The sequence below is a fragment of the Actinopolymorpha alba DSM 45243 genome, assembly GCF_000373925.1.
Taxonomy (GTDB): Bacteria; Actinomycetota; Actinomycetes; order Propionibacteriales; family Actinopolymorphaceae; genus Actinopolymorpha; species Actinopolymorpha alba.
This window is the reverse complement of record NZ_KB892746.1, coordinates 176,553-190,309: the sequence shown is the minus strand read 5'-3', so window position 1 is coordinate 190,309 and position 13,757 is coordinate 176,553. Positions and strand designations below refer to the sequence as shown.

Genomic DNA, 13,757 nt, shown 5'->3' with positions numbered 1-13,757 from the left:
CCCTTGCGGGCGACCGCTCCGCTCCCCCTCCGCGCGACCTGCGCGGGTCGCCCCGCTGGCCTCCAGAGTATTCCGGGGGCCGCGCTGGCGCGGGCGCCCCAACCCTTCAGGGCCCCAGGCCCCTAGCCTTTGACAGCCCCGACGGAGAGTCCCTCCACGAGGAACCGCTGAGCGTAGGCGTACGCGGCGACGACCGGCACGCTGATCAGGATCGAGGCGGCTGAGAGCTGCCCCCAGGGCACCACGTCGCCGACGATCATCGACTGCAGCCCGAGCGGCAGTGTCTTCAGGCCTTCGTCCGTGATGAACACGAAAGCGAAAAGGAACTCGTTCCAGGCATTGGTCAGCGTGAAGAGTCCGACGGCCAGCAGTGCCGGCTTCGCCAGCGGAAGGATGATGAGCCGGAACGCCTGCAGCCTCGTCGCGCCGTCGGTCATGGCGGCTTCCTCGAGGTCCTGTGGAATTCCGCGGAAATAGCCCATGAGGAACCAACAGGCGAAGGGCAGCGTGAACGTCGGATAGGCCACGAACAACGCCCACAGGCTGTCGATCAGATGTGCCCGGCTCAGAATTTGGTAAAGCGGGATGAACAGCAGAGCACCCGGCATCACGTAGGTAAGCAGGACCGCGCCGGTCAGGGTGGCGGCACCGCGAAAACGCAGTCGAGCCAGGGCGTACGCCGCCAGTGCCGACAGGCTCACCGCCACCACCGTCGACACGGCGGCCACCACGGCGGTGTTGCGAAACCACAGCCCGAAGGCGTTGTCGGCCAGGAGTCCGGTGAACTGCTCGATCGTCCAGGGCGCGGGCCAGAGCAGGCTGGTGCGGGTGGTGATCTGGAGATCGGACTTGAACGCCGTCGCCACCATCCAGTACAGCGGCGCGAGCATGAAGAAGAGCAACCCCGCAAGCCCGATCCAGATGGGTACCCGTCCGGCGCGGCTCACGCCGAGGCCCGCGCTGCTGCGACCCGACAGGAGTTCGGCGCCCCGCCCCACCAGCACACCGAGAACGACGAGGACCGCGAACACCGCCGCCGACCGCCAGAACAGCCCGCGGTCAAGGACGAAGAGCAGGACGACGAGAGCGGCGAACGTGACACGGACCGCGATCCGCGCGGGACTGGACGACGACCAGCGGCGGGCGCCGGTGGTGAGGCGTTCACCCGACCTGAGATGGCGGGCGAGGATGAAGATGAGGATCGCCGAAATCGGGAGCAGCAGCACCGCAGCGGCCGAACCCAGGCCGAGCTGCAACTGCTGGATCGCCTTCTGGTAGGCGAAGAGCGTGTAGAGAGCGGTCGAACTTCCCGGACCGCCCTGGGTGAGGAGCCACACCAGGTCGAAGTTGTTGAACGTCCAGATGGTCGACAACAAGACGGTGACCAGCATGACGTACCGGAGACCCGGCAGGGTGACGTGAAGGAAGCGCCGCCAGGCGTTCGCACCATCCACGGACGCGGCTTCGTACAACTGTCCGTCGATCGCCTTGAGACCGGCGAGGAAGTTGATCGTGAAGAACGGAATGCCCTTCCAGACGTTGACCAGGATGACGGAGGACATCGCCAACTGCGGATCGGCGAGCCAGGTGGTCGGCCACTGCGGGACCAGGTGCACTGTCGCGAGTAACGGTCCGAGATGGAGCTGGGTCAGCACGAAGTTCAGGCTGCCGAACAACGGATCGAAGATCGAGCGCCAGCTCACCGCTGTCACCACCGTGGGAATCACCCACGGGAGAAGGACCAAGCCGGTCACCACCGCCCGACCGCGCCGGAGATTGTGGAGGAGCAGCGCCGCCATCAGGCCGGCGGTGACCTTGAAGACCTCCGAATAGGCCGTGTAGAGGACGGTGTTGGAGACGGAGGTACGAAAGAAGGGGTCCCCAAGGAGGTCGGTGTAGTTGGAGAAACCCACGAACACGTTGTCGCTGCCGTGCCGGGCCGTCAGGCTGAGCCGGATCGCGTCGAGGAACGGGATGGCGATCAGGCCACCGATGAGCAACACCATCGGAGCGACGAAGAGGAAGCCCGCCCTCCAGTCAGGTCCGAGGGCCCGCCTGGTCAGCAGTAGCGAGCCCCTGGGCAACCATCCCGTGCGCGCGGGGGTTTCCGGCAGCGTGTTCACTGCTTGATCCCCAGCTGTTCGAAGGTCTGGATGATCCGCTTGTTGGCGGTGTCGACCGCCTCCTTGACGCCGACGCGCTTCTGGACGATCTCCCCCATCATGTCGGTGAGGATGTAGGCCTGGAGCACGGCGTTCTGGCCGGCACTCGCCGCCTGGGGAAAGGTGTAGCCGGTACGCGTGCGCAACGGGAGCTTCTTGGTGCTCACCGTGTGCGCCACCTTGAAGATCGGATCGCCTTCCAGGTAAAAGGGATCGGAGGTCCAAACCTTCTCGTACGCCGGGAACGTCAGACCACCAGAGTCTTTCGCCAGGCCAAGGAAGGCGTCACCGGCGATGAGGTACTTCGCGAGAATCTTCGCCAGGTCGGGGTTCTTCGCCCCCTTGAAGATCACGAACGCGTTCAGGTCAGCGGTGTTGAGGACCACGTCGGTCGCCGGACCGAGGAACCCTTCGAGTGGCAGGGTCTTGTCGTAGACGGGGTTCTTGGTCGCCTTGGACTGCGCGTAGAGGCTGTACTGGTTGGACGTGATGCCGATGAGGCCCGCCAACCACGCCTCGTTGTTGCCGGTGTCCGTCCAACTCATGATCCCGGGCGGGAACATCTTCTTGTACTTCGGGTTGGTGAACATGTCGGCGATGAAGTTGATCGCCTCCAGGGCCTCCGGCGATCGAAAGACAACCTTGCGCCCGTCGTCTGCCGTGATGGCTCCGCCGTAGCTGTTGATCACTGTCTGGATGAAGCCGTTGGCGTCCCCACCGCGGTTGACAGTCACGCCCCAGCCATAGCGGTTCTGGGCGGGGTCAGAGATCTCGAGTGCGATGTCGCGCGCGTTCTCGAAGGTCTTGAGATCCTCCTGTTTGATTCCCTTCTCCTCCAGCCAGTCCTTGCGGACGAACCAGCCGCCACCGATGGTGTAGAAGGGGATTCCCCACCATTTCCCGTCGATCTGCAACGACCTGCTGGCCGTTCCACCAGCCGGGCCGTATTGGTCCTGGAGTTCCTGAACGACATCTGACACGTCGACGATGTCGCCGAGTTCGTGGAGCTGGGCGACGAAGCGTCCAGCCGTGACGAAGGCCATCTCTTGTACGTTGCCCGCCTTGACGGCCGCGTCCTGCTTGGCGACGAAGTTGCCTTCGTCGGGGTTGACCTCGGCGTTCCTGATCGACGTACCAGTCTGTTGCGAGAACACCTTCAGAGCGCGGTCGATCGCCTTGTTGGCCTCCGCGAAGTACTGCTTCTGCGAGAGGATGGACGCGGATTTGTCGGTCAACGCCTCTGCCTCGGCGCGGAGCTTCTCGGGCACCTTCGCCGACGCTAGCTGTGATGGCGTTTCCGGCTCGGACTTGCCGCCACACGAGGCGAGGGCCGGCACGGCGAGCGCGGCGCCCATCCAGGTCGTACCAGCAAGGAAGCGGCGTCGATCAAAGCCCGCTGGGTTTCTCATGCGTTCTACCACCTCTCACGTACACGTCCACGTCGAGGGACCACAGGCGGCAGACACGCCAGGACGGAGCAGCACCAGGGGGACCCCGGCTCGTGCCGCCGTCTGACTCGATCGACGTGGTACGGATCTGTATGGAGTGATTCGTGCCTGGGGGTGGGACGCGTTCAGGGCAGGAGCCGACTGAGATCGGGTCTGCGGTCGACGTCGCGGCCGAGGAGGTTGGCCCTCCCATATTCCTCGGGCAGGTCGGTGAAATCCAGACCCGCTTTATACGCATGGCGTATGCGCCGCATAAACGATGTGGATGGCAGCGCCCGAGTCCCGAAGCCTGCCGTGGCAGACCTCCTGACGTTGCGGATCGGGGCCCGGGTGCGGTCGCGGTGGCCGATCTCGGAAACGCTTCGCGGTGGGCATCCCACCGGCCCGGGCATCGCGTTGCGCTCGGGTGCGGGCACTCGTAGTCTCCAGGAGACGATGCCACGTGAACGCGTCACGGCTTCGGTGTACATGTCGTCCACGCCGCCACTACCTTCGATTTCCCTTCCCTCGTGTGGGTTCGAAGCACATCAGGGTGTGGAGAACCAATGTCAACCGAGACCGGCGCGCCAACCAAGTGTGGAGGCTCGGGCCCGCCCATGCGTATCCAACCCACCCCTGACGACATCATCGAGCTCACGCATTCCTGGTCGGGCGACCGCTTTCCTGACGGCCGACCTCGAGTGTCCGACGACATCCTCGACCAGCTCCGGCTCGCCACCACGGAGCAGGCATGGGGCGTGCTGCGGCGTGAGGGATACGACCGGCAGTTCTCCGGAGGCTGGCGGCAGACACATCCCGGCACCATCCTCGTCGGCCGCGCGGTGACCTCGCAGTTCCTGCCACACCGGCCCGATCTCGACGCCGCGACGGTCACGGCCGGTCGCCGCGAGGGTCACCTTGCCCCCGACAAGCAGAACTCCTGGATCATCCAGACGCTCCAGGCCGGGGACGTGATGGTGACTGACATCTTCGGGAAGGTGAAGGAGGGCACCGTTGTCGGCGACAACCTCAGCACCGCGGTCGCCTCGCGTACCGGCGTCGGCGCGGTGATCGACGGCGGCGTCCGTGACTACCAGGGCATCGTCGAACTCAAGGACGTCAACTTCTTCTTTCGCGACGTCGACCCCACACCGATCCGGAACGTCACCCTCGCCGGGATCAACCTCCCCATCCGGATCGGTGAGGCCACGGTCCTGCCCGGAGACATCGTGCTCGGCACACCGAGCGGGTTGATCTTCATTCCGCCGCACCTGGCGCAGGCGGTCGCTGAGGAAAGCGAGGACATCAGGGTCCGGGATGTGTTCGGCAAGCTGCGGTTGGCCGAACAGACCTACACCAGCGCCGAGATCGACACCGGCACCTGGGCGGCCCATATCGAGGAAGACTTCCAGCAGTGGAAGAAGGCGCAGCGATGACATCCGATGGCGCGGCCCTGCTGGACAACGTCAACACGCATTCCCGTCCCAGTGACCTACGGATCACCGACCTCCGCGTCGCCACGCTGATAGGTGTACCGTTCCGGTCCAGCATCATCCGGATCGACACCAACCAGGGAATCAGCGGCTACGGCGAGGTCCGCGACGGGGCCAGCAAGACCTATGCGCTCCTTCTCAAGAGCCGACTCCTTGGCGAGAATCCCTGCAACATCGACAAGCTGTTCCGCAAGATCAAGCAGTTCGGGCATCACGCCCGGCAGGCCGGCGGGGTGTGCGGCGTCGAGATGGCGCTGATGGACCTTGCCGGCAAGGCGTACGGCGTACCCGCGTACGCACTCGCGGGTGGGAAGTTCCGCGACCGGATCCTCTGCTATGCCGACACTCCGAGGTCACCCGATCCGACCATCCTCGGCGAGCGCCTCCTCGGACGCCGCAAGCTCGGCTACAAGTTCTTGAAGATGGACGTCGGCATCGATCTTCTGTGGGACGTTCCAGGTGCTCTCATCGCCCCTCCCGGCGCCCGCGAGTCGACGACCACGATGCATCCGTTCACCGGCATCCGGGTCACCGAGAAGGGCGCGGAGTACCTCGCCGAACAGGTGGCGACGATCCGCGGGATCGTGGGGTACGACATTCCTTTGGCGGTCGATCATTTCGGCCACATCGGCGTCGAGTCGTGCCTGCGGATCGGCCGCACCCTCGAGCCCTTCACCCTTGCCTGGCTTGAGGATCTGGTGCCCTGGCAGCTGACCGAGCAATGGCGGGAACTCACCACCGCCCTCAGCACGCCGACCTGCACGGGCGAAGACATCTACCTCGCGGAGAACTTCCGGCCACTTCTCGAACGTGAGGCGATCCGGGTCGTCCACCCCGACCCCGCCACCTCCGGCGGCATCCTGGAAACCAAGCGAATCGGCGACCTGGCCGAGGAGTGCGGCATTTCGATGGCGCTTCACATGGCCGCTACTCCGATCGCCACGCTCGCAAGTGTTCACATCGCGGCCGCAACCCAGAACTTCCTCGCCCTCGAACACCACGCGGTCGACATTCCGTGGTGGAGCGACCTGGTCACCGGATTGCCGAACCCGCTCGTCGAGGACGGATACATCGCCGTTCCCGATACTCCCGGGCTGGGCTTCGGCGACATCAACGAGGAGCTTTTCCGGGAGCACCTCGACCCCGCCGATCCCGGGTTCTTCGAGGAAACGTCCGGCTGGGACAACGAAATTCGCCGGGACCGTCTCTGGAGCTGAGAGGTCGCGTGGATATGGCGCGCGGCGACAGGTGACCTTGCGGGGTTCAGCGCGAGCAACCGGAGCCGGGACCGTTGATCAACTTTTGTCGGGGCGACTGCGGTGACTTGGCAGAGGAGTTTTGGCAAAGAAGCCGAGATACCTCCACCAAGTCGGCCCCGGCTCCCCGCAAGATGCCGCGGCCTGTCCGTCATCTACTCAAGGTTCGGGTGGGAGCACGCTCTCGAGCTGCCCGCACTTTGGGTGGCTCGCAGCTCGTTCATGATCAACTTGCACAAATCGACCACGCGTCGCGCGGGTCGTGGTCGATTTCCGCAAGTTGATCATGAAACAGACCGCTAGTGGTCCGGCCTGTGAGACAACCCGCCACCTGCGGATGCGTCCGCGACTTGTCCGAAGCTTCTCCGCGTGGAGGGGGTCGGTCCTTCGGACAAGCCCCTGATCCCACACTGCGGCGGACCCTCTGACAACCCGCACCGGCGTTGCTGGCACTCCCTCGACGGTGCCGCGATCCGTCGGTGCGAAGGGGTTTTGAATAGCCTCTATCTGGTGTTGGGCGGCATCTCGTCGTCGTCAAGAGGGTGGAGGTCGGTCGGCGTCAGCACCCAGTGAAAGCCGTACTTGACACCGCTCCGATCGCCCTGGCCGGGGCCGAAGTATTCGGCGATGAGGGCGGCGAGGCGATCCCTGAACTCGCCCGCCTGGGCGGTCGAGAGCCGGCCGCCGTGCTCGCCGCCGGTCTGTACATAGGTGTCGCCGAACATTCCGGCAGCCGTGTCGGCGAACGCCTGGCGGAAGTCATAGACGGTGCGGCCGGGCATGACCGTCTCGTCGGTGGACTCCGGCACCGGCGAGTCGAGAAGTAGCTTGCCGGATGGGGTACGCACCCACCGGCCGGCCTCGCTGACCACGTGCCCAGACGACGCGAGCTTCGTTAGATACCAGAGCACCCGGGCGTCGGTCACTCCCAACTCTTCCGCAAGCCCTCGAAGGTCTTTCGGCGCGGAGAGAGTACGCAGGATGTCCCGGGGCAGCGCCGAACTCTCCCATCGGGTCTCCCGATCGGACGAGCTACCCGCACCAGGTGGTTGAGCCCCATTCATCCGGCGACCCTAGCGGACCGCACCCCACCCGGCGGCGCGGTCACCGCGATGCGGGCAGGGTGATTGAATTGGTGCTGCCTGGGCTGTGATCTTCTCGGGGAGGCGCCGTGCCACGTTCGGAAACTCGGCGGACCACGAGGTCCGGCTCAGGTGGCACCCTGGCCAAGCACGCCGCCGTCCGTGCCCACCTGCTGGACCTCATCCGGGGCAGCATGGAGCCGCACCAGAAGCTGCCGACCGAACGCCAGCTGTGCGACGAGCTTGGGGTGAGCCGGCTGACGGTACGCCGGGCGGTCGAGCAACTGGTCGGCGAGGGCGAGGTCTACCGCATCCAGGGATCTGGCACCTACGTCGCCGAACCCGCCATCCGCAAGCGCGAGCTGCTGACGTCGTTCAGCGACGACATGCGTTCTCGCGGCCTGACACCGGGCGCCAAGCTGATCAGGGCCGAGCAGACCGTGGCCGGTGCCCGGGAGAGCTGGCGGCTCGGCGTGAGTCCAGGCGAACCACTGCTGCACCTGGTCCGGCTCCGGCTGGCCAGCTCCGTGCCGATGTGCATCGAGGAGGTGTGGCTGCTGGCGCGGCTGGCGCCGGACCTGCTGGAGTCTCCGCTGGAGGACTCGCTCTACGAGACGTTGTTCACGAGCTACCGGATCACGCTCGACCGCGCTGAGCAGGAGGTACGCGCGACGGTGCTCGACACCGAGCAGGCCGCGTTGCTGGAGGTCCCGGCGCTGACACCAGCGCTCCAGGTCGAACGGGTGACCTACGACTCGCGGGGCCGGGCAGTCGAGCTGGCCCGCTCGCTCTACCGCGGTGACCGTTACAGCCTCGAGCAGACTCTGCGCCGTAGCCAGTGACCTAGCGCGCCCGGTGGACGAACACCGTCCCACCGCCGGCCAGCGAGATCGGGTGCTGCCGCTCGGCGAGCGCGAGCACCCGAGCGCCGGCGATACCGTCCCCGGCCGGCGCGACCAGGACCGCCGCCGGATTCTTGGTCGCCACCTGCCGCCGCCAGGGCGCACCGACCAGGTCCTCCAGCCCGAAGAGTCCGCCCGCCCACGACACCCGCACGTCGACGTCGCACCCACCGGAGAGGTACCAGCCGATGGCGGCCGTCGCCGTACAGGCCAGCGCCTCCACGCAGCCCTGCCAGATCCCGCGCGCGACCGCATCGCCCGCCCGCGCGGCCTCGGCGACCTGCCGGCTGAACGTCGCGATCTCGGCAACCATCGCCGGCGTCCCATAGAGATGGCGCGGCAGCGCGTCCAGCGGACCGAAGCTGTCCCGGGCCTGCGCCGCGAGCAGCGTCTGGGGTCCCCGGCCGTCGTACGCCGCGAGGGCCGCGCGCAGCCCATGCCGCCCGACGGAGAAGCCGCCGCCTTCGTCGCCGAGGACGTGCCCCCATCCGTCGACGCGCTGCGTCTCGCCCGCGCTCGTGACGGCGAGGGCAACAACGCCGGTGCCGGCGACCACCACCACTCCCGGTCCGCCGTCGAGCGCCCCCAGGTGCGCGGTCGTCGCGTCGTGCGCGATCCGTACCTCAGAGGCATCGCGACGGTGCGCGGTCGCGGACGCGATCCGGCGTAGCTCCTCGGGCCGATAGTCCCCCGTCAGGCCCATTCCCACCCGCTCGACGGGTTGCTGCGCCCAGGCGGGCAGCTGCGACCAGGCCCGCTCGACCAAGGAGATCACTGTCGTCGCCGGGTCCTCGCCGTACGCGAACCCGCCGGTGGTGGCGGTGGCGTCCCGACCGCCGTGCCAGACCCGGAGACGGAGCCCGGTCTGGCCGCCGTCAATCGCCGCGACCCCCGCCGGGGATCCGACCGGGGACCCGCTCCGTGATCCGCTCGGACTGGTCATGACCCTGGCACCGGCACCAGGTCGAAGTCGATCTCGAACGTGCGTTGCCAGGGCAGCCGGAGCCGGGTGATCTCCCAGCGGCGCGCGTCGGAGCCGCCGAGTTCGCTCGAGACCGCGGCCAGCCGCTCGGCACAGGTGGTGAGGTACGCCTCGACCGTGGCGGGGTCCGGGAAGGGCACGGACATGTGGTCACGGTACGGCGCCAGCTTGGCCAGCTCTCCGCGTACCACCGCCTGGTAGGCGTAGTCCTCGACGACCCGGTGCCAGCGCAGCCGGCTCTCCGGCGTCCTGTCCGTCACGCCGCGGCTCCGGCCCACCACATGGGCGACGAGCGCGGCCACCACCGAGCCCACGGTGTTGCCGGCGGTGTTCCATCCGCCGTACGCCCGGATCTGGTCGAGAACGGTCCGCTCCGCGAGTTCCCGAACGAGGACGGGATCAGCGCCGTTCACGTACCGCACGTCGGCCACACCGACGCTGTGACCGTCGTCGACGAGATGAGCCACGTGGTCCGCGACCGCGCGCGCCGCGGCCTGGTCGGATCCGGCCTTGCCGGTCCGGCCGGCCTGGTCACCCCGCTCCGGGTCAGGCGCGTGCACCACCAGGACGGCATCCGCGTCAGACAGCGTCTCGGTGGGTACGCCGCCGGCGGCCACGATCTGCCGGGCGACGCCCGCCGAGATCGGGACGTTCTCGTACGGCGCGATCCGGCTCGGCCCGGTCTCCTCGCAGAACCGCACCGCGATGCGCACCGGCTGGTCGAGTCCGGCACCGAGGGCCCGGGCGACGAGTACCGAGCCGACCTCGTCCGCACCCGGATACATCAGCACCCGGCCGTCCAGGCCGGTCGTCGACACCCAGTGGCGGAGCCAGACCTGCTCCAGCGATCCGGCGGCCCGCGGGGCGGTGTCGTCGGCGGTCACCAGGAGCGGGTCGACCGTCCCGCGGCCGGCCAGACCCAGCGTGTAGAGGTCGACGGTGTGGTTACGGAGCCGCCGGAACAGGAAGTCGGCCTGGATATCGGCGGGTACGGCGGCGAGGGTGTCCCGATCGTGCGGCTCCCCGAGGAACTGCCGATGCAGCGCGGCACCGAGTTCGTGCAGCTCGACGCCGTAGCTCGACCAGTACTCCGGCTCCTCCGCCGGGCTGTACGACCGGGAGGCCCGCATCACGGTGGTGACGGCACTGATCGGCAGGTCGGGGCGGCGGGGCCTGATCCGGTCGAGGACCGACAGGCGCTGGATCACGGTGGACGCGGGGTCATGCGTGGTGCGGGAGCCGATGAGTCCGCCGTACCCCAGCATGTCGAGTGAGACCACGAGCGCGTCGGCTGCTCCGGATACGTCGTCCAGCCACTCGGCGAGCTCGTCGGCCCGGCCCGGCACCCGCATGCTGGGGAGCAGCTCAGCCGGCGGAGTCAGCAGCTCGGCACCGGCGATCGCCGCGACCTGTGCCGGCAGGGTCGCGTTGACGGGGCGTTCGTCCAAGGGCAGAAGCGCGATTCGCACGGGGTCCTCCTGGTTCCGTGACGGCGGCCTTTATGGCAGTGGCGGGCGGGGCGCGGCGACAGCGAACCTGCGGGTGATCACCAGCGGATCGGTGATCGCGGTGCCGACCACCACCGACCACGCGCCCCGCTCGAAGGCGGTGCGTACCTGGTCTGGGCTGTCGACCCGGCCTTCCAGGACTGCGCGGACGCCCCGGGCGGCGAGGGCTGCAACCAGGTCGAGGTCTGGTCCGGTACGACTGGCGGAGTGCCGGGTGTAGCCGGAGAGCGTGCTGGCCACCAGGTCCGCGCCGGCCGACCAGGCCGCCATTCCCTCGTCGATCGTGGCCACGTCCGCCATCACCGGCCGGGCGACCTCGCGGTGGACGCGTTCGATCAGGGTGGCCACCTCGCCGGGGTCGGGACGGTTGTCCGGCACGGTCTCCAGGGCGATGATGTCCGCGCCGGCGGCGGCGAGTTCGGCGCAGTCGGCCAGCGTCGGCGTGATGAACGGTCGATGCGCCCCGGTGTGGACCTTCTTGATGCCGATGATCGGAACTCCGACCCGGGCACGCGTGGCCCGGACGTTCGGCGCCGACTCGATGCGTACCGCCACCGCACCACCCTGCTCCGCACAGGCGGCGAGCAGAGCGATCGCGGCCGGATCGTCGAACGGGTGACCGGGCGCTGCCTGGCAGGACACCACCAGCCCGCCGCGCAGGGCGGCCACCACGTCACTTCCCGGTCGACGCCCGCCGGGCCAGACCTCGGCGCTTGTTGCCATCCGTTCTCCATCCTTGCCGTGCGCAATCCGGTTGCAACATAGGACATTACCAATACGGGACCACTGCCAGCTACGAGTGCTCCATGAGCCGCGAGATCGCCCGCCTGAGTGTCCAAAGAAGCCGTCAAGAGTCGCCCCAAGCTCGTTGACAGCAGACCAATTGATATAGACCATTGTTGCTCGAAAAGATCTTGAGCGTCCTTGGCACCAGCTGCTCTACAACAAGAAGCTCTTCGAGCAGGCCGGCATCGCCGGTCCGCCTAGGACGACCAGTGAATGGGCGGCGCTCTGGCTTTGAATTTCGAGGTTCGCGGTCAGGCGCTCTATCGGGCGTTGATCTACCTACCTCGGTCGTCCCGATGGTGACCGCCACCTATCTGTGGCGGTGGATTCTCAACGCGCAGTACGGCATCGCTTCCTCACGGCCCAGCGCTACTTCGTCACCGGAATCGCCACCAGCGGACTCAAGTAGGAGCCGCGCCGCCGGTCTCACACAGGTGATCGAGGTATCGCCCGCCTGACGGCGGTCAGCGATGATCCGGGCGGGGCGAGGTCCTGCACCGGTTGATGATCTCGGCCATCGTGGCGCGGAAGTGTTCGCGGTCGTGTGCTGCGAGCGTCGAGACGAGCTGGCCGAGCTCGGCATCCACTTCATTGTGGAAGGCGGCCGCCGCCCGGTGGCCGGCGTCAGTCAGCATCACCTGCAGTGCGCGCCGGTCGCCTGGCACGGGTGATCGCTTGGCGAGGCCGCGCCGCTCGGCTCTGTCCATCAGACCGGTGAGCGCGGCCTTCTCCACACCGAAGCAGCGCGCCAGCTCGGCCATTCCCCTGGGACCGTCCAGCAGGACGCACAGGAGCTTGGCCTGGACGGGGGTCAGGTTGTGGCGTTCGGAAACACGCGCATAGAGGCCCTGCACCAGGCTGGTGAGCTGGACCAGCCCGGTGGCGACGTCGATCTGCGCGTCGTCCCCGCCGATGTGGTGTCCATCCGTTGCGCACCCCTGACCTGACGCCGCCAGTGCGGCCGCGGTCCCTTGCGCCGTCTCGTTCACAGCACTACGGTACATGGCAGATATAGTTAAGGTCACATACAGTATCGTCCATTAACGTTCTGGATTTGCGTGTTGGTCATGACGTCAGAAGGAGGCCCGGGTGTCCTTCAGTGAAGAAGAGATCGCCTACCTGCGGTCCCAGCCGCTCGCTCGCATCGCCACCGTCTCGGCCGACGGCCAGCCGGACGTGGCCCCGGTGGGGTTCGAGTTCGACGGGACGTACGTGTACGTGGGCGGCCTCGACCCCGCCCGGACCCGGAAGTTCCGCAACGTGCGGGCCGGGAACACCAAGGTCGCGCTCGTCATCGACGACCTGCTGTCCGCCAATCCGTGGACGCCGCGCTACCTACGGATCTACGGCAACGCTGAACTCGTCGAACGCGACGGGCAGTTCGGGCCCGCTGCCTACATGCGGATCACGCCCAGCATCTCGTGGAGCTTCAATCTGGAGGGGCACCCCTTCACCCACGACCGCGAGGTGAATGTTCGGCGCACCGTTCATCACGCCGCGACTGAGCAGGACGCGTAGCTTGTTCACACCAGGGAGGAGGGCCACATGAGCGGGCGAATCATTCAGCACAGTGCGTTGGGTGCCTCATGCGTGCCCGGAGCGAAGCGAGGACGCGCATGAGCTTCGATACACCGGGCGGAACCCGCGGCGCCCGTCAGCCCCGTGCGGGCCGTGTGGTGCGGTGGCTGAACCAAGCGGCCATGAACCGGATCCGGCGCAAGGGCGGCAAGTTCATGGGCATGGACGCGCTGGTCCTGACCACCATCGGCCGCAAGAGCGGAGCCGAGCGCGCCAATCCGGTCGGCTGGTTTCCCGGCAAGGACGGCAGCTGGCTGATCGTGGCGTCGGCGGCCGGGGCGCCGAAGAATCCGGCGTGGTACTACAACATCGCCGCGCAACCCGACAACGTCCAGATCGAGCTGGCCGGCCGCAAAGTCGCCGTGACCGCCGAGCAGCTCCACGGGACGGAACGCGCCGAGGCGTGGCAGCAGATCGTGATCGCCGCGCCCCGTTTCGCGCAGTACCAGCAAAAGACCGACCGGGAGCTCCCGGTCATCCGCTTAGTGCCCCGATCCAGCTGAGCTGGGCGCGCATCAACCGGGCAGGTCGCGGTGGGTACTCCGGCGCTAGCGTTTTCGCACCGCGTTGGTTGTTGAGGG

13 protein-coding genes are annotated in these 13,757 nt (G+C 67.4%); 5 read left to right on the top strand and 8 right to left on the bottom strand.

Going from position 1 to position 13,757, the window contains the following annotated elements; translation table 11 throughout:
- Window positions 1-122: 122 nt before the first annotated feature.
- From B141_RS0112330 to B141_RS49220, 3 genes are all read right to left on the bottom strand, one after another.
- On the bottom strand, window positions 123-2,123 hold the full coding sequence (locus tag B141_RS0112330; protein WP_020575476.1) for an ABC transporter permease: 2,001 nt from the start codon (window positions 2,121-2,123) through the stop codon (window positions 123-125).
- On the bottom strand, window positions 2,120-3,571 hold the full coding sequence (locus B141_RS0112325; RefSeq protein WP_202805744.1) for a type 2 periplasmic-binding domain-containing protein: 1,452 nt from the start codon (window positions 3,569-3,571) through the stop codon (window positions 2,120-2,122). Before B141_RS0112325 ends, B141_RS0112330 begins: the two co-directional genes overlap by 4 nt.
- Window positions 3,572-3,735: 164 nt before the next feature.
- A complete protein-coding gene (locus B141_RS49220) occupies window positions 3,736-4,089 on the bottom strand; it encodes a hypothetical protein (RefSeq protein WP_157180967.1) in 354 nt (117 codons plus the stop codon).
- Window positions 4,090-4,206: 117 nt separating this feature from the next.
- Here B141_RS49220 and B141_RS0112320 point away from each other — a divergent pair, with 117 nt between their 5' ends.
- Together B141_RS0112320 and B141_RS0112315 are read left to right on the top strand one after the other, a co-directional pair.
- A complete protein-coding gene (locus B141_RS0112320; RefSeq protein WP_020575474.1) occupies window positions 4,207-5,025 on the top strand; it encodes an RraA family protein in 819 nt (272 codons plus the stop codon).
- On the top strand, window positions 5,022-6,299 hold the full coding sequence (locus B141_RS0112315) for a mandelate racemase/muconate lactonizing enzyme family protein (protein WP_020575473.1): 1,278 nt from the start codon (window positions 5,022-5,024) through the stop codon (window positions 6,297-6,299). Before B141_RS0112320 ends, B141_RS0112315 begins: the two co-directional genes overlap by 4 nt.
- A 542-nt stretch (window positions 6,300-6,841) precedes the next feature.
- On the opposite strand, the gene B141_RS0112310 is transcribed toward B141_RS0112315, so the two are convergent.
- On the bottom strand, window positions 6,842-7,402 hold the full coding sequence (locus B141_RS0112310) for a hypothetical protein (RefSeq protein ID WP_157180966.1): 561 nt from the start codon (window positions 7,400-7,402) through the stop codon (window positions 6,842-6,844).
- 107 nt (window positions 7,403-7,509) lie between these two features.
- On the opposite strand from B141_RS0112310, the gene B141_RS0112305 reads away from it, so the two are divergent.
- Complete coding sequence (locus B141_RS0112305; protein WP_020575471.1) at window positions 7,510-8,262, top strand: GntR family transcriptional regulator; 753 nt, start codon at window positions 7,510-7,512, stop codon at window positions 8,260-8,262.
- Between the two features lies 1 nt (window position 8,263).
- Here the strand turns inward: B141_RS0112305 and B141_RS45550 are convergent, their stop codons facing one another.
- The 4 genes from B141_RS45550 to B141_RS40310 all read right to left on the bottom strand — a co-directional run bounded on the left by B141_RS45550 (window position 8,264) and on the right by B141_RS40310 (window position 12,587).
- Window positions 8,264-9,265, bottom strand: a complete 1,002-nt coding sequence (locus B141_RS45550; protein WP_020575470.1) for an N-acetylglucosamine kinase — start codon at window positions 9,263-9,265, stop codon at window positions 8,264-8,266.
- Window positions 9,262-10,773, bottom strand: coding sequence for a DUF4127 family protein (locus B141_RS0112295; RefSeq protein ID WP_020575469.1), 1,512 nt, complete (start codon window positions 10,771-10,773; stop codon window positions 9,262-9,264). The genes B141_RS45550 and B141_RS0112295 overlap by 4 nt, the downstream gene beginning before the upstream one ends.
- 30 nt (window positions 10,774-10,803) lie before the next feature.
- Window positions 10,804-11,535 (bottom strand): N-acetylmannosamine-6-phosphate 2-epimerase, encoded by a 732-nt coding sequence (locus B141_RS0112290; RefSeq protein ID WP_020575468.1) that lies wholly within the window; start codon window positions 11,533-11,535, stop codon window positions 10,804-10,806.
- A 527-nt stretch (window positions 11,536-12,062) separates the two neighbouring features.
- Complete coding sequence (locus B141_RS40310; RefSeq protein ID WP_157180965.1) at window positions 12,063-12,587, bottom strand: MarR family winged helix-turn-helix transcriptional regulator; 525 nt, start codon at window positions 12,585-12,587, stop codon at window positions 12,063-12,065.
- Between the two features lie 100 nt (window positions 12,588-12,687).
- Here B141_RS40310 and B141_RS0112280 point away from each other — a divergent pair, with 100 nt between their 5' ends.
- Complete coding sequence (locus B141_RS0112280) at window positions 12,688-13,116, top strand: PPOX class F420-dependent oxidoreductase (protein WP_020575466.1); 429 nt, start codon at window positions 12,688-12,690, stop codon at window positions 13,114-13,116.
- A gap of 98 nt (window positions 13,117-13,214) precedes the next feature.
- On the top strand, window positions 13,215-13,679 hold the full coding sequence (locus tag B141_RS0112275; RefSeq protein ID WP_026257151.1) for a nitroreductase/quinone reductase family protein: 465 nt from the start codon (window positions 13,215-13,217) through the stop codon (window positions 13,677-13,679).
- Window positions 13,680-13,757 lie beyond the last annotated feature (78 nt).